The sequence below is a fragment of the Lentzea sp. genome, assembly GCF_035525475.1.
Lineage (GTDB): Bacteria > Actinomycetota > Actinomycetes > Mycobacteriales > Pseudonocardiaceae > Lentzea.
Window position 1 is genome coordinate 1 of record NZ_DATLEC010000049.1, and the last position, 19,930, is coordinate 19,930.

19 protein-coding genes are annotated in these 19,930 nt (G+C 70.2%); 9 read left to right on the top strand and 10 right to left on the bottom strand.

All coding sequences use genetic code 11. From position 1 onward, the window contains the following. Positions 1-1,508, top strand: a 1,508-nt coding sequence (locus VM306_RS08315; RefSeq protein WP_325512667.1) for a Zn-binding domain-containing protein, incomplete at its 5' end; no start/stop codon positions are given. 182 nt (positions 1,509-1,690) lie between these two features. Further along, positions 1,691-2,464 carry an aminoglycoside adenylyltransferase domain-containing protein gene (locus tag VM306_RS08320; RefSeq protein ID WP_325512669.1) on the top strand — a complete coding sequence of 258 codons (774 nt, stop codon included), beginning with the start codon at positions 1,691-1,693 and terminating at the stop codon, positions 2,462-2,464. Positions 2,465-2,915: 451 nt separating this feature from the next. Here the strand turns inward: VM306_RS08320 and VM306_RS08325 are convergent, their stop codons facing one another. The 8 genes from VM306_RS08325 to ssd form a co-directional block, all read right to left on the bottom strand. After that, positions 2,916-3,536, bottom strand: a complete 621-nt coding sequence (locus VM306_RS08325) for a bifunctional DNA primase/polymerase (protein WP_325512671.1) — start codon at positions 3,534-3,536, stop codon at positions 2,916-2,918. A 195-nt stretch (positions 3,537-3,731) separates the two neighbouring features. Then, positions 3,732-4,157 carry an Rv3654c family TadE-like protein gene (locus tag VM306_RS08330; RefSeq protein WP_325512673.1) on the bottom strand — a complete coding sequence of 142 codons (426 nt, stop codon included), beginning with the start codon at positions 4,155-4,157 and terminating at the stop codon, positions 3,732-3,734. After that, complete coding sequence (locus VM306_RS08335; protein ID WP_325512675.1) at positions 4,154-4,453, bottom strand: TadE family type IV pilus minor pilin; 300 nt, start codon at positions 4,451-4,453, stop codon at positions 4,154-4,156. Before VM306_RS08335 ends, VM306_RS08330 begins: the two co-directional genes overlap by 4 nt. Positions 4,454-4,463: 10 nt before the next feature. After that, positions 4,464-4,625 carry a DUF4244 domain-containing protein gene (locus VM306_RS08340; protein ID WP_325512677.1) on the bottom strand — a complete coding sequence of 54 codons (162 nt, stop codon included), beginning with the start codon at positions 4,623-4,625 and terminating at the stop codon, positions 4,464-4,466. 8 nt (positions 4,626-4,633) lie between these two features. Next, positions 4,634-5,158 carry a type II secretion system F family protein gene (locus VM306_RS08345; RefSeq protein ID WP_325512679.1) on the bottom strand — a complete coding sequence of 175 codons (525 nt, stop codon included), beginning with the start codon at positions 5,156-5,158 and terminating at the stop codon, positions 4,634-4,636. Beyond that, the gene (locus VM306_RS08350) at positions 5,155-5,925 is read right to left on the bottom strand and encodes a type II secretion system F family protein (RefSeq protein WP_325512681.1); all 771 of its coding nucleotides are present in this window, start codon (positions 5,923-5,925) and stop codon (positions 5,155-5,157) included. Before VM306_RS08350 ends, VM306_RS08345 begins: the two co-directional genes overlap by 4 nt. Further along, complete coding sequence (locus tag VM306_RS08355; RefSeq protein ID WP_325512684.1) at positions 5,919-7,031, bottom strand: TadA family conjugal transfer-associated ATPase; 1,113 nt, start codon at positions 7,029-7,031, stop codon at positions 5,919-5,921. The genes VM306_RS08350 and VM306_RS08355 overlap by 7 nt, the downstream gene beginning before the upstream one ends. A 745-nt stretch (positions 7,032-7,776) precedes the next feature. Next, positions 7,777-8,811: a septum site-determining protein Ssd gene (gene ssd, locus VM306_RS08360; RefSeq protein ID WP_325512686.1), complete on the bottom strand. Its 1,035-nt coding sequence runs from the start codon at positions 8,809-8,811 to the stop codon at positions 7,777-7,779. Between the two features lie 477 nt (positions 8,812-9,288). Here ssd and VM306_RS08365 point away from each other — a divergent pair, with 477 nt between their 5' ends. From VM306_RS08365 to VM306_RS08380, 4 genes are all read left to right on the top strand, one after another. After that, positions 9,289-10,083 carry an HAD-IB family hydrolase gene (locus VM306_RS08365; protein ID WP_325512688.1) on the top strand — a complete coding sequence of 265 codons (795 nt, stop codon included), beginning with the start codon at positions 9,289-9,291 and terminating at the stop codon, positions 10,081-10,083. A 628-nt stretch (positions 10,084-10,711) separates the two neighbouring features. After that, positions 10,712-12,367: a glycoside hydrolase family 3 protein gene (locus VM306_RS08370; protein ID WP_325512803.1), complete on the top strand. Its 1,656-nt coding sequence runs from the start codon at positions 10,712-10,714 to the stop codon at positions 12,365-12,367. Then, positions 12,364-13,569, top strand: a complete 1,206-nt coding sequence (locus VM306_RS08375; protein ID WP_325512690.1) for a DUF1343 domain-containing protein — start codon at positions 12,364-12,366, stop codon at positions 13,567-13,569. The genes VM306_RS08370 and VM306_RS08375 overlap by 4 nt, the downstream gene beginning before the upstream one ends. Before the next feature lie 7 nt (positions 13,570-13,576). Then, complete coding sequence (locus tag VM306_RS08380) at positions 13,577-15,100, top strand: serine hydrolase domain-containing protein (RefSeq protein ID WP_325512692.1); 1,524 nt, start codon at positions 13,577-13,579, stop codon at positions 15,098-15,100. Here the strand turns inward: VM306_RS08380 and VM306_RS08385 are convergent. Continuing rightward, positions 15,083-16,420, bottom strand: a complete 1,338-nt coding sequence (locus tag VM306_RS08385) for a PLP-dependent aminotransferase family protein (protein WP_325512694.1) — start codon at positions 16,418-16,420, stop codon at positions 15,083-15,085. The two genes, VM306_RS08380 and VM306_RS08385, sit on opposite strands and share 18 nt — an antisense overlap. Before the next feature lie 49 nt (positions 16,421-16,469). Here VM306_RS08385 and VM306_RS08390 point away from each other — a divergent pair, with 49 nt between their 5' ends. The 3 genes from VM306_RS08390 (at position 16,470) to murQ (ending at position 18,817) form a co-directional block, all read left to right on the top strand. Next, positions 16,470-16,916: a carboxymuconolactone decarboxylase family protein gene (locus VM306_RS08390; protein ID WP_325512696.1), complete on the top strand. Its 447-nt coding sequence runs from the start codon at positions 16,470-16,472 to the stop codon at positions 16,914-16,916. Between the two features lie 72 nt (positions 16,917-16,988). Further along, on the top strand, positions 16,989-17,909 hold the full coding sequence (locus VM306_RS08395; protein WP_325512698.1) for a MurR/RpiR family transcriptional regulator: 921 nt from the start codon (positions 16,989-16,991) through the stop codon (positions 17,907-17,909). Next, positions 17,906-18,817 carry an N-acetylmuramic acid 6-phosphate etherase gene (gene murQ / locus VM306_RS08400; RefSeq protein WP_325512700.1) on the top strand — a complete coding sequence of 304 codons (912 nt, stop codon included), beginning with the start codon at positions 17,906-17,908 and terminating at the stop codon, positions 18,815-18,817. Before VM306_RS08395 ends, murQ begins: the two co-directional genes overlap by 4 nt. Here the strand turns inward: murQ and VM306_RS08405 are convergent. Continuing rightward, positions 18,806-19,930: a globin domain-containing protein gene (locus tag VM306_RS08405; protein WP_325512702.1), complete on the bottom strand. Its 1,125-nt coding sequence runs from the start codon at positions 19,928-19,930 to the stop codon at positions 18,806-18,808. The genes murQ and VM306_RS08405 overlap by 12 nt on opposite strands.

The window sequence follows — 19,930 nt, forward strand, 5'->3', positions numbered from 1 at the left end:
CGTCCCTGGAGGGTGAGAACGGCGCTCCCGCACGGCGTTCGGCCGGTGCGGAGACGGCGCGGATCCTCGCTGATCTCGTGGTCGAGGGCGCCCGTTCGCTCGCCTTCGTGCGCTCCCGCCGCGGTGCCGAGCTGACAGCTCTCGGCGCCCAGCGGATTCTGTCCGAAGTGGACAGTGAGTTGCCGGTCAGGGTGGCCGCCTACCGGGGCGGGTTCCTGCCGGAGGAGCGGCGGGCGTTGGAGAAGTCCCTGTCCACGGGCGATCTGCTCGGCGTCGCGACCACGAACGCGCTGGAGCTGGGCGTCGACATCGCCGGGCTGGACGCCGTGGTGGTGGCCGGTTTTCCCGGCACTTTGGCGTCGTTCTGGCAGCAGGCGGGCCGGGCCGGACGGTCCGGGGACAGTGCTCTCGTCGTGTTCGTGGCGCGCGACGACCCGTTGGACACGTACCTGGTGCACAACCCGGCCGCCGTGCTGGACCGGCCGGTCGAGGCGACGGTGCTGGATCCGTTGAACCCCTATGTGCTGGGGCCGCAGCTGGCGTGTGCCGCGTCCGAGATGCCGTTGACCCCTGCCTGCCTGGACGACTTCGGCGGACCGCTCGCCGAGGCCGTACTGGCCGAGCTGGTGGCGGAGAAGCTGCTGCGGAAGCGTCCGGCCGGGTGGTACTGGGCGTCGCACGACCGGCCGCACGCCGGGGTGGACATCCGTGGCTCCGGCGGTGACCAGGTCGCCGTCGTGGAGGCGGACTCTGGCCGGATGCTCGGCACGGTCGACCCGGGATCCGCCTGCTGGCAGGTGCATCCCGGTGCCGTCTACCTGCATCAGGGGCGCGCGTACGTGGTCGACGAGCTCGACCTGGAGAGCGGCCTCGCGATGGTGCACCGCGAGGACCCGGAGTGGACGACGCAGCCGCGTGACTGCGTGGACATCACGGTGGTACGCGAGGTCGAGCGCGCCGATTTCGGCGGTGTGTCGATGTGCCTGGGCGAGGTGGAGGTGACCACGCAGGTCGTCGGCTACCTGCGCCGGCTGCCGTCCGGCGTGGTGCTGGACCAGATCCCGCTCGACCTGCCGGAGCAGACACTGCGGACCCGTGCCGTCTGGTACACCGTCGACGAGTCGCTGCTGGCCTCGGCGGGTGTCGAGGGCAAACGGATCCCCGGTGCGCTGCACGCCGCCGAGCACGCGGCGATCGGCCTGCTGCCGCTGTTCGCGACGTGCGACAGGTGGGACATCGGCGGCGTCTCGACGGCCGTTCATCCGGACACGGGGATGCCGACGGTGTTCGTGCACGACGGCCACCCCGGCGGCGCGGGCTTCGCGGACAGGGGCTTCGAGGCGCTGCGGGCGTGGCTCTCGGCGACGCGGTCGGCGATCAGCGCGTGCTCGTGCCCGAGGGGCTGCCCGTCGTGCGTGCAGTCGCCCAAGTGCGGCAACGGCAACGACCCGCTGGACAAGGCCGGTGCCGTGCAGGTCCTCGATGTCGTGCTGGGCAAAATCGCCTGACCGCGGGCCGGCCGCCCGGTTACGGTGTCGATGTGAACGCATGCGGCTGCAACGCCACTGAACGCACCCGTCGCGCCTAGGCGCGGCCGGTCCGACCGCTCTCCCGACGCGCTTCAGCGCGGGAGCCGAACGCTCCGCCGCGCCCGTCCCCATCACCGGTCACGGGTTCACAGGAGTCTGTTTTGTTCACACCTTTCACCGATCTCGACGCACTGCTCACCGACCTCGTCTCGTCCGTGCGCGAGATCCTCGGCCCCACCTACGTCGGCACGTACGTCCAGGGCTCGTTCGCCCTGGGAGCCGGCGACATCCACAGCGACTGCGACTTCATCGTCGCCTGCACCGAACTGCCGTCCGGCTCACGTGAGGCGGGACTGCGCGCTCTGCACGACGACATCCCGCTGCGGCCGGGCCACTGGTCGACGGAGATCGAGGGCTCGTACGCCGACGTCTCGTCACTGCGGTCCGTCGCGGGCCTCGGGGTTCCGTGGCTGTTCAACGACCACGGCAAGCGGACCCTGGCGTGGGACACCCACTGCAACAGCCCGCACGCCCGGTGGATCCTGCGGAATCACGGCATCGTGCTGGACGGCCCGCCGATCACCTCGCTGGTCGACGAGGTGCCGGCTTCGGTGCTGCGGTCCTCGATGCGCGCCGAGTTGCCGCACGTCCTGGAGGGCATCCGGGAGTGGGCGCCGACAGGCAACGCCTGGACGCAGCGCTACGTCGTCTCGGCGTACTGCCGCACGCTCTACACCATCCACACGGGAGAGGTGGAGTCGAAACGCGGCGCCCTGCTCTGGGCGAAGAAAATGCTCGATCAGCGTTGGCACCCGCTGATCGAGCAGGTCTTGCGGGACAGGGACCTCGGCTGGCACGCCGACGCGGTCCCACGGCCCGGATCCTGGGAGGAGACCCTGGCCTTCGCTTCCCACGCGGAAGCTCTCGGGCTCTAGGTTCTCCGGTTTTCGTGGGCGCGGCGGGGGTTTCACGGGTACCCCCGCCGCGCTCTCCACGTGCCGAACACTGTTTTCCCGCCTGCTACCGCTTCGCGACCGGATCCCTTGGAACATCGGCGGAATCTGGTTCGTTCGTCTCGACAGGACACGCGGGGAGGCGACGGTGTCCACTGTCCGCTGACGAACTCCGGGGAGGAGCCGGCTTCGCCGACCGCGGCAGAGCGGGTGCCCTGCCACTAACGTTCCTCGGTCCGGTCACTGGTGCGGGAGGCTGTCCTTCGGGGTGCGTGTTCGGCTTTTCGCCCGTTCCTGCGCGGTCCCCGACGTGCGGGGTGCGGGAACCGATCATCGGACCGGGCTGAGGTGGAACGGCTGCGCAGGGCATCGCCTTCGGGGTTGTCGGGGAGAGTCCACGACGACACCCAGCGCGGCCGGGCTTGTAGTTGTGTCAGACGGTTTCGAGCTGGTAGCGCGCCGGGGCGTGCAGCGCCTCGACGAGCGCGTCCTGCACGACGTGCGCGTCCGGCAGGTTCCAGCCGCAGACCTGCGGCTTGACCCGCCAGTGCACGACACCGTGCGCCATGGTGGTGGGGGGCAGCGGGATGTACTCGCCCTGGGCGTAGTGGTGCACGTCCGGGTTGCCGGCCAGCTCGGCGGTGAGCTTCGAACCGGACTTCACGAGGAACATCCAGCGGCCGGACGGGGTCGCGGCGATCGGCACGGGAACACCGATCGAGCGCAGTGCGACGGCCGCGCGGCGGCCGAGGTCGGTGCCGACCTCGATCGCGTCCACCACGTGGCCGGTGGCGACGAGAAGGCTGTAGGAGGCACCCGCCCACCAGGTGGCGACCTGGTCGGGACGCGTACCGATGCGGTCAACCCAGTCGCGGTGCACCGGGATGGGCCCGTGGAGCTCGAGGCCGCTGCGACCGGCCCACTGGGTGACACCGTTCTCCGAACCGGCCGGGTAGGTGCCGGGCAGGACAGGCCAGCCGCGGTACGCGAGGCTCACGGCCTCGGCACGCAGTTCGATGCGGAAGGCCCCGCGCCAGCTGTCCGACCAATCCATCTTCCGTCGCCTTCTTCCTAGCTCTGACTCGACATCGACGTGGTGCCGGTGTTCGCAGGACACCGCGTCGGTGCCGCCACTACAACTAACGACACCGGCCCCGCCCTTGGTAACCCCCGCCGCGACAACTGGTAGGTATGGGACGGCGAACGCGCTATGACAAGACGAGCCACCGAACGCCGCGCGTTGGTTCGATCACCGTTCAGCATGTCCGAACCCCGGTGTGAGTCCGCTCACCGCAGCGAGCCGACCGCTCATCGTGCTCCGAACGCTCCGATCTTCAGCCGGACCTGCCCTGGCACGGGCGTTCACCGGGCCGAACGGCGTGACCCCCGAGACCTCGACGACCACCTCCCATCCGCTCACCGCGCAGCTCAGCAACACCGCCCTGTTCGCCTCGGCCACGAGTTCCGCCTGCTCACAAGCACTTCTGTCACCTTCCGCGAGACGAGCGGCAGCCGCCAGCGCCGCCAGATCGGCGGCACCGATCACCCGGTGCCGCACGACGACCGCCGAACCGACCTGCGCACCGACGACTGTCACGGTGATCAGCAACAACATCGCCACCACACCGCTCACCGCGGCCGAACCCCGCTCGCAGTCGTCCACGTCACCGTTCATCGCGGCTCCAGCGCGGCGAACGCCTCCGCGGTGAGCGGTAAGCCCAACGGCCCCCGCTTGCTCACGACGACCCGCACGGCATCCGCCTCGCTGTGGATCACGACGCTCGCACCGGCCGCGATCTCTCCTGCGGCCTGCTCACCGCGCTGCCGTTCACCGCGGGCGACAAGCCGGGCGGACTCTCTCGCGGCGTCGGTGCACCGCATCTGCTCGATGACCGCAGTGAGCCCAGCCGCCGCCAACGCCATGAAGGCGAGCAACGCACACACGGCGACGGCCGCCTCCACCGTGACCATCCCCCGGTCATCAGACCGAAGACAGCGCACGCTGTATCAGCCCTTGCAACAGGTTCTGCACGAAGTCACTGGTCAGCAACACGTAGAACGACCCGGCCAGCGCAGCCACGGCCAACGTCCCGATCGCGTACTCCACAGTGCTCATCCCGCTGTCGTCCTTCAGCAGTTCCATCTCTCTCCTTAGACGAGGAATCGACCGGCCAGCCCCAGCACCACCGGCATCACGCCGAGGCACAGGAACGCCGGCAGGAAACACAGCGCGAGCGGCACCGCCACGGCCACCGCGGCCCTTTGCGCCTTCGCCTCGGCGTCGTTCATCGCCTCGGCCCTGGTCCTGCCCGCGAGCTCCGCGGCCTGCCCGGCCAGCGCGGCACCGGACCGCGCCGTCCGCCGCGCGGCTCTGGCCAGCGGTGCGGTGGCGGGGTGGTCGAGCGCGGACGCCCACGCCGTGACCGGGTCGGCCCCGAGCCGGAGCAGCTCGGCGACCCGGCTCAGCTCCGGGACGCCGACCGCCTGGACGGCCGTGGGCACCGGTAGCCCCGCCCTGAGGCAGGCGGCCAGCAGGTCCCAGGCCGCGGCCCGTTCGAACGGGCCACCGGCCCTCGTCGCTCGTCGCGGCGGATCGTGGGCTCGGGGCCGGAGCCTGTCGATAGCCCGTGGCGTCGGCACGACAAGCACTGCCAACGCCAGCAGCAGGAACGTCACGGCCCCACCTCGGTGATCCGCCGCGTCCACCACAGCCCGGCCGCCAGGAACACCGCGCCCAGGACCAGGAGCACCTGACCGGCCGGGGTGCCCGTCAGGACGTGGAGCGGTCTCGCACCGCTGAGCTCACCGAGCAGAAGACCCAAGACCGGCAATGCCGCCAGCACCGCCGCACTCGCCCGGGGCCCCGCCATGCGCGCGTTGACCTGCCGCGCGAACGCCGCCTGCTCGTCGAGGTCACGTCTCGTGGCGTCCAGAACATCCGCCAACGCGACACCGTGCTTCGCCGACACGTGCCACGCTCTGGCCAACTGGTCTGTCGCTGTCTCCAGCAGCGGCTGGCGCAGCTCGCGCAGCGTTCGTTCGACATCACCGCCCATCCGCGCGGTCGCCGCCGCGGCTTTCAGCACTTCGCTGGCCGGCGCCGGGGTGTCCTGTGCCGCTCCTTCGGCTGCGGCGGCGGGGTGGGCGCCCGCTCGCAGCTCGTCGACCACGCCGCCCAGCCCGTTGCTGAGCGCCTCGGTCGCGGCTTTGAGGGCCTTGGCACGCTTGTTCTGCTTGACGCTCCGGTAGATCACCGCTGTCAGGACCGCTCCGGCGACCAGTCCTCCAATACCCGCCGCCAGACAGGTGATGATTGCCGCCGCCACGAACCAGACGTACTGCGGCACAACGACTTCCCGCTTGTCCTTGGGTCTGAGGCGGCGGATCTGCTTGAGCTGCGGCCACACGAGCAGCGCCGTCGCCAGGAGCAGAAGGCTCAGCACAGCAACCCCTTCTCTCGCCAGCCTTGTTCTCGCGTCCAGACCGGACGAACCTCCAGCCCGGACTCGGTGCGCTCGAACGCGCCGATCTCGTTGAGGTACCTGGTGTTGTCGTCGCGCCGCATGTGCAGGACCAGCTGGACCGCTGCCGCCACCTGGCTGCGCAGGGCTCGGGGGCTGAGGCCGCCCAGGGCGCCCAACGCCTCGAGCCTGGCCGGGACTTCGTTGGGCGAGTTGGCATGCAGCGTTCCGGCGCCACCCTCGTGCCCGGTGTTCAACGACGTGAGCAACTCCCGCACCTCAGCGCCCCTGACCTCGCCGACGACGATCCGGTCGGGCCGCATGCGCAACGCCTCCCGCACCAGTTCCCTGACGGTGATCTCACCCGCGCCCTCGACGTTCGCGGGCCTCGCCACCAGTCGCACGAACTGCGGGTGATCGGGTTGCAGCTCGCCGGCGTCTTCCACGCACACGATGCGTTCGGTCGGCGGGACACAACCCAGAAGCGCGGACAGCAACGACGTCTTGCCCGACCCGGTGCCACCGATGACCAGGAAAGCCTTGCGCTCGCGCACGATCGCGCGGAGCACATCGGCGATCTCGGCGTCGAACGTGCCGAGCCGGTGAAGCGCGCCGAGGTCGTGGGTCGCCGGCCGGAGGACCCGGAGCGACAGGCAGGTGCTGTCCGCGATCGGTGGCAGCACGGCGTGCAGCCGGACGCCACTGCCCGGCAACCAACCGTCGACGCACGGCGAAGCATCGTCGAGGCGTCGGCCCGCGGCCACCGCCAAGCGTTGGGCGAGGCGGCGGACAGCGGCTTCGTCGGGGAACGTGATCGTGGTGCGGCGCAGGCCTGTCGTGCCGTCGACCCAGACCTGGTCCGGCGCGGTGACGAGGACGTCGGTGGTGCCGGGGTCGTCGAGCAGCGGGTCGAGCGGGCCGGTGCCGCTGAACTCCTGGCGGAGGACTTGGAGGGCCTCCAAGACGTCTCCGTCGGCCAGGACGCCTCCGGCTTCGGAGCGGACGGCGTGCGCCACCACGGCCGCGGTCATCTCCCTGTCCGTGCCGGCCAGGCGGTGGCGGACCCGGTCGATGAGGGCGGCGGTCATGTCGCGCACCTCGGGCGTGTGGTGCCCGGGTGGGCGGCGGGTGCCGGGTAGTGGGCGGCGGCGGTGCTTGGGTGCCGGATGGCGGTGGTCTTCGCGCGGCGGGTGGTGGGCTCGGAGCGGCGTGCGGTGGCGGTCATGTGGCCGTCTCCGGGCGGTGGGCGTGGCGGCCGTGGGTGATCTCGCGGCCGGTGAGGCGGCGCCAGGTTTCGGTGCACCAGATGAGGAAGCGGTTCACTTCGGTTCCTCCCGGAAGATGTAGCGGGGTGGGATGGGGCGGCCGTAGACGAAGAGGTTGCGGACCATCCGGCACCAGACGCGGAGGCGGGTGACGGGTGGGTTCTCCTTCGGTTGCCTGGGGTCTCGGCCGGGAGAGCTGGTCACGGGCACGGGGCCTTTCGCGGGAAGGGGATCTCGACTCGGGTGGGCCACACGTCCAGCCGGCGCCGGACTGTGGGGCGGGGGCTGGGCCTCGCTGGGGGTTGGGAACGCGGCGCGGGGTGCGGCTGGGCGACGGGTTGGGATTGCGGCGCGGGGCGGGATTGCGGCACGGGATCGGGTCGCGGCGCGGAGTGGTGCCAGGCCGCGGATCGGGCTTGGGCCGCCGGTTCGGCTTGGGCCGCCGGTTCGGCTTGGGCCGCCGGTTCGGCTTGGGCCGCCGGTTCGGCTTGGGCCGCCGGTTGGGTTGCGGGGTGAGCGCAGGAGCCGCCGCAAACACTCGGTGTCCCGCGCGGGACGGGAGGGCGCGTCACGGGCGGAGCTCCTTCAGCACCCGGCGGGCTGCTGTTGCCAGCGGGCCCTTGGCGTTGCGCGGGAAGCGGCCCCGTTCCAGCACCTCGGCCAGGCCCGGTTCCGGGCGCATCTGGGTCAGCAGCGGGATGCCGATCACCTCGGCCATCTCGGCGGCCTGGAGGTTGCCCGGCGACGGGCCTCGCACCACCAGGCGGATGGTGCGGCCCTGGGTCAGGAGGCGGGAGGCGACTCTGCTGGCCGCTGCTGTGGCCCGTACTTCGGCTGGGACCACCAGGATGGTCAGGTCTGTGCGGTCCAGGGCTGCTGAGGCTGCGGCGGTCGGGTGGCGGGGGAGGTCGCAGACCACGGTGTTGCCCGCTCGGCGGCCTGCGTCCAGGACTGCTGCCACCGCTGCTGGTTCCGGGTCCGGGCCTGATCGGTCGCAGGCCAGGACGCTCAGGCTGCCGGCGGTGGGGAGGGCGGCTCGCAGGGCCGACATCGGGACCTTGCCGCCGCTGCAGTGCACGCCCGGCCAGCGGGCGCCCTCGTCGGACTCGGTGCCCAGGGCCAGGTCTATGCCGCCGCCCAGGGGGTCGCAGTCGACGAGCATCGCTTCGCCGCCGTCCGCCACTGCCTCGCGGCCGCAGGCTATGGCGAGGATCGAGGCGCCGGCGCCGCCCCGGCCGCCCACGAAGGACACCACCCGGCCTCGGTCCGAGGGTGGGCCCTCGCCCAGGTCGCTCAGGGCGCCCACCAAAGTGCGGCCCTCCACCGGGAGCTCCAGGACGCCGTCCGCGCCCAGGGCTACCGCGGGTGCCCAGGGCGGGTCGCCTCCGTGGACCACCAGGACGCCGGTGCGGCGGGGGAAGCCCGCGTCCAGGCAGGCGGAGACGGCGGCGGGGTCGAGCAGGACCAGGGGTGCCGTGTGCCATTGGGCGCGCAGGGAGGTGACGTCCGGGGCGCAGTTCAGCGGGCAGTCGGCCGCGGCGGCCACCCGGAGGACCTCGTCGAGGAGGTCCTGGTCGGTGAGCAGGGCGATGGGGTTGGTCATGGGTCCACCGTCGTTCTTCGTGAGGAACGACACAACGCGCGAAGATCCAGATGTGGACAGATTCGCGGATGTGGACAAGTCGCGATCTTGAAGGCCTTGGACGGCCGGGACTGTCGGTCCTGTGTGCGAGCCTGGAGGGTTGAGCACCGGAAAGCCGGAGGACGGCCGGGAAAGGCCCGGAACGGGCGGCAGAAGCGGCAGAGGTCCAGTCGCGGCCGTGTGGAAACGGGGTCCGGATATGGGACGACCCCCGCCAGGGGGGAGGGACGGGGGTCGTCAATGGTTCAGTCCCGGGGGGTCGGACTGAACCCGTCCGTCGAACCGGACTCTCCTACTGTATCCCCATGCGCCAGTGCCGCGCGCAACTTCGGCAACAGCCGCGGGCCAAGTTTCGGTAACCGTGCAGCACAACGGTTTCGTACACCACCGAAATGCCGCCCGAACGGCCTACTGACCAGTACACCTAAGCTGACGTCCATGAGCCGGATCGCCGCCTTCTTCGACCTCGACAAGACCGTGATCGCGAAGTCGAGCACGCTGGCGTTCAGCCGCCCCTTCTTCCAGGAAGGGCTGATCAACCGCCGTGCTGTGCTGAAGAGCGCCTATGCCCAGTTCGTGTTCATGCTCGCCGGAGCGGACGCGGACCAAATGGACCGCATGCGCGCGCACATCACGGCGTTGGCCTCGGGCTGGGACGTGGAGCAGATCCGCAGCATCGTCAGCGAGACGTTGCACGACATCGTCGACCCCCTTGTGTACAAGGAGGCGACGCAGTTGATCGCCGACCACAAGGCGGAGGGGCACGACGTCGTCATCGTGAGCGCGTCCGGCGAGGAGCTCGTGGCGCCCATCGCCCAGATGATCGGCGCGGACTACAGCGTCGGCACGAGGATGGTCGTGCAGGGCGGTCGCTACAGCGGCGAGGTCGACTTCTACTGCGCCTCCGACAACAAGGCCGTCGCCATCAAGCAGCTCGCCGCCGAGCACGGCTACGACCTCACCAAGAGCTACGCCTACTCCGACAGCATCACGGACCTGCCGATGCTGGAGGTCGTCGGTCACCCGACGGCCGTGAACCCGGACCGCGGCCTGCGCCGCACCGCCACCGAGAAGGACTGGCCGGTGCTGCAGTTCGTCGACCCGGTGAGCCTGCGCGGCCGCTTCCCCACCCCGTCGGGCAGGGCGGTCGCGGTCACGGCCATCAGCCTCGGCGCGGTCGCGGCGGCCGGCGCCGCCTGGTACGGCCTCCGGCGCAAGCGCGGCCGCGACTGAGTCAAGGCCCGCGGACGACGGAAACCCGATGGAGGCCGGTACCGGCGAGTAGCGGCGACGGCCCGCGCACGTGGTGTCCGCGTGGGTGCACGACACTGCCCCGTCAGCGGTACCGGAACGCGAAGAGAACCTCGCAAACGCTGAAACCCCAGTACTTTCCTTACTGAACGTGGCTTGAACGGTGCACCCTTCCGAGGCCTTGCTGTGACCCGCCCCACGCACTTAAATAGGTGGTGCGGACCTCGGGTCGGCCAGGGACCTGGCGAAGAGAAGCCAGACTCCACCCCGGCAGGGCTCCGTGCGCGGACTTCGAGTACCCACGCGCAGCACGCCGCGGGAGGCTTGTCGTCTAGGGCCTGCGTATCGGGACGCCGGACGCCGAGGCCAGGGTTGTACGACACGAGTTGCACGCTTGGTAACCCGCTAGCCCGCGCTGTCTGACGGGGCGCCCTTTCGAGGGTGCCCCGTTTGCGTGTCCGGCAAAAATGCCACCGAACGGCACAATGTCCTTCCGTTGACCCACCACGCACCTGTGAGTAACTTGCGAAATACGCCAGTTACCTGTGGGAACATCACCGGGAGGCACGGACAAGTGCGGAAGTTCGCCGCGTTGACGCTGGTCACAGCCATGGTCACCCTCACGCCGGTGGCGAGAGCGGACACCTCCGTGACCACACTGCGCGGGATGTCGCTGGAACAGAAGGTCGGCCAGCTCTTCGTCACGTACGTCAACGGCCAGGCCGCCGACGTCCCGCTCCCCAAGAACCAGACGGACTTCGGGGTGGCCACCGCCGTGGAGATGGTGCGCAAGTACCAGCCCGGCGGGGTCATCTACTTCAACAACTCGAGCCGCGACAACATCGACACGCCCAAGCAGATCGCGCGGTTCTCCAACGCCCTGCAGAAGGCCAGCCGCGTCCCGTTGCTCATCTCCACCGACCAGGAGATGGGCCTCGTCACGCGCATCGGCCCGCCGGCCACGCAGCTGCCGGGCAACATGGCCCTGGGCGCGGGCCGCAGCACGCGGGACGCCGAGGAGGCCGCCCGCATCAACGCCCAGGAGCTCCGGGCGATGGGCATCAACCAGAACTTCGCCCCGGACGCGGACGTCAACTCCAACCCGGCGAACCCGATCATCGGCGTGCGCAGCTTCTCGAGCGACCCGAAGCTCGCGGCCGACATGGTCAAGGCCCAGGTCCGTGGCTACGAGGGCCGCCGCATGTTCGACCCGGCGTCGGTCACCTCGACCGCCAAGCACTTCCCCGGCCACGGCGACACGTCCGAGGACAGCCACACCGCCCTGCCGGTCTCCAACCGCAGCCTCGACCAGTGGCGCCAGATCGACGCGCCGCCGTTCAGGGCCGCTGTCGCCGCGAAGATCGACTCGATCATGACCGCGCACATCCAGGTGCCGCAGATCGACCCGTCCGGTGAGCCGGCGACGCTGAGCCCGAAGATCATCACGGGCCTGCTGCGCGAGGAGCTGAAGTACGACGGCGTCGTGGTCACCGACTCGCTGGAGATGGAGGGTGTCCGCAAGCTCCACTCCGACGCCGAGATCCCGGTGCTGGCCATCAAGGCGGGCGTCGACCAGCTGCTGATGCCGCCGAACCTCGGCGTCGCGATCGACAGCGTCGTCAAGGCCGTGCGCGGCGGTGAGATCTCCGAGCGGCGCATCGACCAGAGCGTCCAGCGCATCCTCAAGATGAAGCTCCTGCGCGGCGTCATGCTCTCCACCGAGGTCGACGAGAACAAGGTCGACCAGGTAGTCGGCTCCAACACCGAGGCGGCGCAGAAGATCGCCGACCGCACCGTCACGGCCGTCCGCAACGACGCCCAGGCGATCCCGCTCAACGCCTCCGCTCCCCTGGTCGTCGGCACCGGCGACGCCCCGGCGACGGCCCTCGCGACCAGGCTCAAGGGCACCAAGGTCGTCACGGCGACCAGCCCCACCCCTGCGCAGATCCAGCAGGCGGTGGTGGCGGCGGCCAACGCGGACAAGATCGTCGTGCTGACCAACAACGCGAGCACCAGGCCCGCCCAGGTCGACTTGATCAACCAGCTGGTCGCCACGGGCAAGCCGGTCATCGCGGCCGCCACGGGCAACCCGTACGACGTCGCGTACAGCAACGCCAAGACGTGGCTGGCCACCTACTCGACCACCACGGTCTCCATGGAGGCGCTGGCCAGGATCCTGCTCGGCGAGGCCAAGCCGCAGGGCAAGCTCCCCGTCGACGTCCCCGGCCCGACGCCCTACCCGTTCGGGCACGGGGTGACCTGGTGAGAAGGCGGAGCTTCCTCGCGGCGGGCGCCCTGTCCGTCCCCCTGGTCAGCACAGCGTCCGCCACCGCGGCCCCGAGGCTCACCACCGCCGCCCAGCAACTCGCGGACGACGGCTGGCGCAAGCTCAAGGGCCGCAAGGTCGGTGTGCTGACGAACCCGACGGGCATCCTCACGGACCAGACGCACATCGTCGACTCGATGGTCGCCCACGGTGCCAAGCCGGCTGCGGTGTTCGGCCCGGAACACGGCTTCCGCGGCACGGCACAGGCCGGCGGTTCCGAGGGCGACTATCAGGACCCACGCACCGGCATCCCGGTGTACGACACGTACGGCGCCGACGCGACGAAGATCCAAGCTATGTTCGCGAAAGCGGGCGTCGACACGGTCGTGTTCGACATCGCGGACGTGGGCGCACGCTTCTACACCTACATCTGGACGCTGTACACGGCGATGCAGGCCGCGTCGAACGTCGAGTTCCTCGTGCTCGACCGCCCGAACCCCATCGGCGGCGACGCGGCCGGCCCGCAGCTCGACCCCGCCTACGCGACCTTCGTCGGCCTGAAGCCGATCGTCCAGCAGCACGGCATGACGGTCGGTGAGCTCGCCCGCTTCTACGTGGGCGAGTTCGGCGTCAAGACGAGCCTCGAGGTCGTCGACGTCAGGGGCTGGCGCCGCAACCAGCTCGACACCGGCCTGCCGTGGGTCCCGCCGAGCCCGAACATGCCCACCCAGGACACCGCGTTCGTCTACCCCGGCACGTGTCTGTTCGAGGGCACGGTCCTCTCGGAGGGCCGCGGCACCACCCGACCGTTCGAGACCGTCGGCGCACCGGGCATCGACTGGCGCTGGGCGGAGGAGCTCAACGCACTGGGCCTCGAGGGTGTCAGGTTCCGCGAGACCTACTTCTCGCCGACGTCCACCAAGTTCCAGGGCAAGACCTGCGGCGGCGTCACCCTGCACGTCACCGACGCGGGCAGGTTCGACGCCATCAGGGCCGCCGTCGCCATGCTGATCACCGCGAAGTCGTCGTACCCGGACGTGTTCGCGTGGCGGCCGGACAACTGGATCGACAAGCTCAGCGGCTCCGACAGGCTGCGCAAGATGATCGACGCGAACGCTCCGCTGAACGAGGTCGTCGGCGCGTGGCAGGGGGAGCTCCAGCAGTTCCGCCGCACCCGCCAGCCCTACCTGCGCTATCGGTGAGGACGCCATGCTCATCCCCGCACTGGCCGTCGCGGTCGTGACGGCAGCGATCCCCGGCCACTTCGACCAGCCCCAGGACGGCTTCGCGCCTGCGTGGACCACCCTGCGCGAGTCCAACCCGTACTGGGCCGGCCTCGACCCCGAACCGATCAACGCGGCACTGCGCCAAGTCCGCGACTTCACCAAGCCGCAGGCGAACGGCAAACCGCTCTACGCCGGCGCCGTCACGATGTACGTGCACGACGGCAAGATCGTCACGCACGACCGCACGGGCTACGCGGTTCTCTACGAGGACCAGCAAACCCAGCTGCCAGAAGAAGAACGCGTCCCCATGCGCAAGGACACGATCTTCGACTTCGCTTCCATCTCCAAGCTCTTCACGTCGATCGCGGTGATCCAGCAGGTCGAGCGTGGCCGGGTGGACATCGACGCCAAGGTCGCCACCTACCTGCCCGAGTTCGGCGTGAACGGCAAGGAGAACATCACCGTCAAACAGCTTCTGACCCACACGAGCGGTCTCGAACCGTTCATCCCCTTGTGGCAGAAGTACCCGGACATCCCGTCACGCGTCAAAGCCGTGATGGACGTGACGCCGAAGTCCACGCCCGGCACCACGTACGTCTACTCCGACCTGAACCTGATCACGCTCGGTGAGCTGGTCTTCAAGGTGAGCGGCAAGAAGCTCGACCAGGCCGTGAAGGACGGCATCACCAGGCCGCTCGGCATGAAGGACACCGGCTACAACCCGACGGCCAGGGACCGCACGGCCGCGACGGAGTTCCAGACGACACCGCCACGCGGCATGATCCGCGGTGAGGTGCACGACGAGAACGCGTGGTCCTTCGGAGGAGTGGCCGGACACGCCGGTGTGTTCGGCACGGCGCGAGACCTCGCCATCCTCGGCCAGACGATTCTCAACGGCGGCACGTACCAGGGCCGCAGGATCCTGACCGAGCACTCGGTCGAGCTGATGCTGACGAACTTCAACCAGCAGTTCCCGGACAACGCCCACGGCCTGGGCTTCGAGCTCGACCAGCGCTGGTACATGGGCGCGCTGAGCGGGCCGGGAACCGCGGGCCACACCGGCTACACCGGCACGTCGTTCGTGATCGACAAAGCCTCGCGGTCGATCGCGATCCTGCTGACCAACCGCGTCCACCCGAGCCGCGACTGGGGCAGCGTCAACCCCGCACGGCGGGTGGTCGCCGACGGCCTGGCGAACGCGCTGGCGGTGAAGTCGAACGGAAAGCAGTGGCGTGCCACGACTTCCGGCGGCACCCTCACCGCCGAGCGCCCGGTCGAGGTCTTCGTCGACGTCGACAAGGGCGACAAGCTGACGATCCAGCACTGGGACGGCACCCAATGGCAGGACGTCCGCACGATCACCACCACTCAACGCCGGTGGGTCGCCACGGAACAGAAGAAGTCCCGTTTCATCTACACCAAAGCCGGCCAGTACAACGGCCGTGGTGTGTACGTGCACGCACGCGGCGACGTCACGGCCGAAGGCTGGTCAGTGGCACGCCGCTAGCGCTTCGGCGAGCAGTGGGAGCGCCCGTGGAAACGCGGGCGCTCCAAAGCTCACCACCACTCCGGAACGGTCGTCGTCGCTCAGCTCGTGCCGGAACCACGACAGAGGGCTGACCGCGATCCCGCGTTCACGCGCGCTCTCGACAACCGCCGTTTCGTGCGGAGTCTCGAGCACCGCATGCATTCCGGCCGCAATTCCGGACACGGACGCGTACGGCGAAACAGCTTCGACGAGCCGGTCGCGTCGCCGTTGGTACTTCAGCCGCATGCGCCGCACATGGCTGTCGTACGCACCCGACGACAGGAAATCGGCCAACGTCAGCTGGTCGAGCATGCTGATGTACTGCTCGCGGTCGGTCTTCAACTCCAGGACCGGGTCCACGAACCGGTCCGGCAGCACCATCCACGCGATCCGCAACGCCGGCGACAACGCCTTGCTCGACGTCCCCAGGTACACGACGTGCTCCGGATCGAGCCCCTGCACCGCCCCGACGGGCTGCCGGTCGTAGCGGAACTCGCCGTCGTAGTCGTCTTCCAGCACAACGCCACCAACGCGCCGTGCCCACTCCACGGCCGAAGCGCGCCGCCGCGGGTGTAGAGGACCGCCCAACGGGAACTGGTGCGCCGGCGTCAGCACGCAGGCACGCAGATTGTCGGGCAGTTGTTCGGTGTTCGCGCCGTGGTCGTCCACCGCCAGCGGCACCGTCGACTTCCACAACGACCGGTGGAAGCCGAGCCCGTACTCCTCGACGACGACCGGCGGCTCGAGCAGCCGGTCGAACATCTGGACGGCGCCCCCGAACCCCGAGCACACCACGATCCGCTCGGGATCGGCCCGCACACCCCGCGCCCGCGCCAGGTACTCGGCCAGCGCCGTCCGCAGTTCGATGCGGCCCTGCGGATCCCCCGGCCCGAACGCCTCCGACGGCGCCGCCATCACCGCCCGCCGCGTCGAACGGACCCATTCCGCACGCGGGAACTCGGTGATGTCCGGCGTCGAGACCATGAGGTCGAACCGGACGTCCGGTTCCGCGGCACGGCGCTGCACCGGAGGAGGCGGCGCGACCCGTTGCGCGACAACGGTTCCCGACCCCTGACGCGCGGTCAGCCACCCCTCCGCCACAAGTTCCGCGTACGCCTCCGCGACGGTGTTGCGCGCGATCCCGAGGTCGAGTGCGAGCGACCGCGACGCCGGCAGCCGCGTGCCGGGAGGCAACCGCGCCGACCGCACCGCTTCTCGCAGCGACGCCGTCAACCGGTGCCTCAGCCCACCCGGACCGGACAGGTCGAGGTGGAAGTCCAGATTGGCCCACGATTCCACGATCAGATTGCACCACGTCCAGGGCCAATGATCGCCATAGGTTCTACTCATGACGAACCGCATCGACCTCGCCAAGAAGGCGCCGAAGGTCTACCGCGCCATGATCGCCCTCGACGCCGCCGCCCGTGAAGGTCTCGACGAGCAGCTCGCCGAGCTCGTCCGCATCCGCGCCTCCCAGCTCAACCACTGCGCCTACTGCCTCAACATGCACACGGTCGACGCCCGGAAGGGAGGCGAGACCGAGGCCCGCATCTACCTGCTCAACGCGTGGCAGGAAGCAGGCGACCTCTACACGGAGAAGGAGAAGGCGGCGCTGCTGCTGACCGAGGCCATCACCGTCCTGAACAGCCACGAGTACGTGAGCGACGAGGTCTACGAGCGGGCAGCGGAGCACTTCGGCGAGGACGAGCTCGCGCAGCTCATCGCGTTGATCTTCACCATCAACTCGTGGAACCGGATCGCCGTGTCCACCAGGAAGATCCCCGATGTGGGGTGACGGCCGCGCCGAGAGAGTGACTTTCGGACACACCTCGTTGACCCTCGCAGTGGCGGTTAGTAAGTTTCCCACGTGTCCACTGAAAGCACTGCCGAGTCCAGTCCGCTGGTGAAGATCCGGTCGTTGCTGCCGGGTCTCGCGCGCGCCGAGCAGCGCGTCGCGAAGGTGGTGCTGGAGAACCCCGGGACTGTCGCGCACCGCAGCATCACCGAGGTCGCCGAGCAGGCGGGCACCAGCGAGACGACGGTGACGCGGTTCTGCAAGGCCATCGGTGTCGGCGGATACCCGGAGCTGCGCATCGCGCTCGCCGCCGACACCGCCCGCAGCCAGGCCAGGGCCAACCACGACATGGGCGGCGACATCGGTCCCGGTGACGACCTCGCCCAGGTCGTCGGCAAGGTCGCGTTCGCCGACGCCCGCGCCGTCGAGGAGACCGCCGAGCAGCTCGACGTCGAGGCTCTCGGCAAGGTCGTCGAGGCCGTCGCGGGCGCACGCCGCGTCGACGTCTACGGCTTCGGCGCGAGCGCGTTCGTCGCGTTCGACATGCAGCAGAAGCTGCACCGCATCGGCCTGACCTGCTTCGCCTGGAACGACACGCACATCGCGCTGACGTCGGCGGCCGTGCTGACCGCCGCGGACGTCGCCGTCGGCATCTCGCACACCGGCTCGACCTCGGAGACCGTCGAGGCCCTGCGCGTCGCCCGCGAGACCGGCGCCACCACCGTCGCCCTCACGAACTTCCCGCGCTCGCCGATCACCGAGATCGCCGACCACGTGCTGACCACGGCCGCGCGCGAGACCACCTTCCGCTCCGGCGCGATGGCGAGCCGCATCGCGCAGCTCACGGTGATCGACTGCCTGTTCATCGGCGTCGCCCAGCACCACGTCGACACCGCGAAGACGGCGCTGGAGGCGACGTACGAAGCGGTGTCCGGCCACCGGCTGGGAGCGCGGCCAGACGGCCGGCGACGACCGCGGGAGACGTCTAAATGACCTCCCCCCGGAACGGTGTGGCGGTGCGCGTGGAATCTCCGACCGAGGGGCGGAACCCCCGCACCGCGGACATCGACCGGGTCTCCACCGCCGACGTGCTGCGCATGATCAACGAAGAGGACCGCAGGGTCCCGGCTGCGGTCGCGGAGGCGCTGCCGGAGCTGGCCCGCGCGGTCGACCTCGGCGTCGCGGCGATCTCCTCCGGCGGCCGCGTCCACTACGTCGGCGCGGGCACGTCCGGCCGTCTCGCGACGCTGGACGCCGCCGAGCTGGTGCCCACGTTCAACACCCCGCCCGACTGGTTCGTCGCCCACCACGCCGGCGGCCCGGAAGCCCTCGTCCGCGCCGTCGAGGAGGTCGAGGACCACTCGGGCGCCGCCCAGATCCGCCGGTTCGCGACCGGGAACGACCTGGTCGTGGGCGTGACGGCGTCGGGACGCACGCCGTTCGTGATCGGTGCGCTGCAAGAGGCCCGTGCGCTGGGCGCCCGCACCGTGCTGGTGTCGAACAACGCCTCGGTGCCGTTCACGCCGGACGTCCTGATCGCGCTGGACACCGGTCCCGAGGCCATCGCCGGGTCCACCCGGATGAAGGCGGGATCGGCCCAGAAGCTGGTCCTGACGTCGTTCTCCACCGCGGTGATGGTGAAGCTCGGCCGCACCTACTCGAACCTGATGGTCAGCATGCGCGCCACCAACGCGAAGCTGCGCGGCCGCACGATCCGGATCCTGCACGAGGCCACCGGCCTGCCCGCGGCCGACTGCGAGCAGGCGCTGGCGGAGGCGTCCGGTGACCTCAAGGTGGCGCTGGTCCACCTGCTCTCCGGCGTGCCGACCGACCGTGCGGCGGCGGCGCTGGAGGACACGCAGGGTCATGTCCGCAACGCCCTGGACCGGCTAGCCGGCTGAGATCACGTCGGGCCCGAAGACCTCGTAGTGGATGTCGGTGACGCCCGCTCCGAGCAGCTGCGCCCGCATCGCGCGCAGGAACGGCAGCGGCCCGCACAGGTAGGCGGTGGCGTCGGCCGGCACGGGCACCGACGCGAGGTCGACGAACCCGGTCCGGACGGCCGGCCACTCGCCGATCGGCCGCTCGTAGAAGACGTGCGCCTGCGCGTCCTCGATCTTGGCCACGAGCTGCGCGAGCTCGGCGCGGAACGGGTGCGTGAGCTGGTCGCGGTCGCCGTGCACCGCGATGACCTGCCGCGCCGAGCCGGTGGCCGCCAGCTCGGCGAGCATGGCGATCATCGGCGTGCAGCCGATGCCCGCCGACGCGAGCAGCACCGGGCCGTCGCCCGGCCGCAGCGTCACGTCCCCCGCCGGCTGGCTGACCGTCACGGTGCTCCCGACCGGCGCGTGGTCGTGCAGGTGGTTCGACACCTCGCCGTCGCGCTTCACCGAGAACTGCAGCGCGTCGTCGGACCGCCCGGACAGGCTGTACTGGCGGATCTGCCGGGCGCCGTCGGGCAGCGGGACCTGCACCGACACGTACTGGCCCGGCTCACCCGCCCGCACGGGACCGTCGATCGGCCTGACGACGAACGTCACCACGTCCTCTGTCTCCTGGAACCGGGCGATCACCCGGTGCTCCTGCTGCCCCTGCGGCAGGAACCGCTCGATGCCGATCAGCGTGTCGGCCATCAGCCAGTAGACCTCGCTCCAGGCCGCCGCGACCTCGTCCGTCACGTCCAGGACCTCGGCGATGGCGCCGAGCAGGTGCTTGTGGACGACGGCGTACTGGCCGGGCGTCACGCCGACGGACACGTGCTTGTGGGCGATGCGCCTGAGCATCCCGTCGGGCGTCCGCCCGGCGAGCAGGCCGGAGGCGAAGGCGGCGATGGACCCGGCCAACGCCTGGGCCTGGGTGCCGTTGGCCTGGTTGCCGCGGTTGAACATGTCGCGCAACAGGATCGGGTGCTCGGCGAACATGCGTTCGTAGAACAGGGCGCTGATCTCGGCGATGGCGGCGCCGACGGCGGGCAGGGTGGCTTCGACCAGCTCGGTGGACTTCGGGGAGAGCAT

Coding starts and splice junctions, on each gene's coding strand:
- VM306_RS08365 (WP_325512688.1), top strand. CDS start 9,289: ATGAGCCGGATCGCCGCCTTCTTCGACCTCGACAAGACCGTGATCGCG.
- VM306_RS08405 (WP_325512702.1), bottom strand. CDS start 19,930: ATGCTCTCCCCGAAGTCCACCGAGCTGGTCGAAGCCACCCTGCCCGCC.
- VM306_RS08370 (WP_325512803.1), top strand. CDS start 10,712: ATGGTCACCCTCACGCCGGTGGCGAGAGCGGACACCTCCGTGACCACA.
- murQ (WP_325512700.1), top strand. CDS start 17,906: ATGACCTCCCCCCGGAACGGTGTGGCGGTGCGCGTGGAATCTCCGACC.
- VM306_RS08355 (WP_325512684.1), bottom strand. CDS start 7,031: ATGACCGCCGCCCTCATCGACCGGGTCCGCCACCGCCTGGCCGGCACG.
- VM306_RS08390 (WP_325512696.1), top strand. CDS start 16,470: ATGACGAACCGCATCGACCTCGCCAAGAAGGCGCCGAAGGTCTACCGC.
- ssd (WP_325512686.1), bottom strand. CDS start 8,811: ATGACCAACCCCATCGCCCTGCTCACCGACCAGGACCTCCTCGACGAG.
- VM306_RS08330 (WP_325512673.1), bottom strand. CDS start 4,157: ATGAACGGTGACGTGGACGACTGCGAGCGGGGTTCGGCCGCGGTGAGC.
- VM306_RS08380 (WP_325512692.1), top strand. CDS start 13,577: ATGCTCATCCCCGCACTGGCCGTCGCGGTCGTGACGGCAGCGATCCCC.
- VM306_RS08340 (WP_325512677.1), bottom strand. CDS start 4,625: ATGGAACTGCTGAAGGACGACAGCGGGATGAGCACTGTGGAGTACGCG.
- VM306_RS08325 (WP_325512671.1), bottom strand. CDS start 3,536: ATGGATTGGTCGGACAGCTGGCGCGGGGCCTTCCGCATCGAACTGCGT.
- VM306_RS08335 (WP_325512675.1), bottom strand. CDS start 4,453: ATGGTCACGGTGGAGGCGGCCGTCGCCGTGTGTGCGTTGCTCGCCTTC.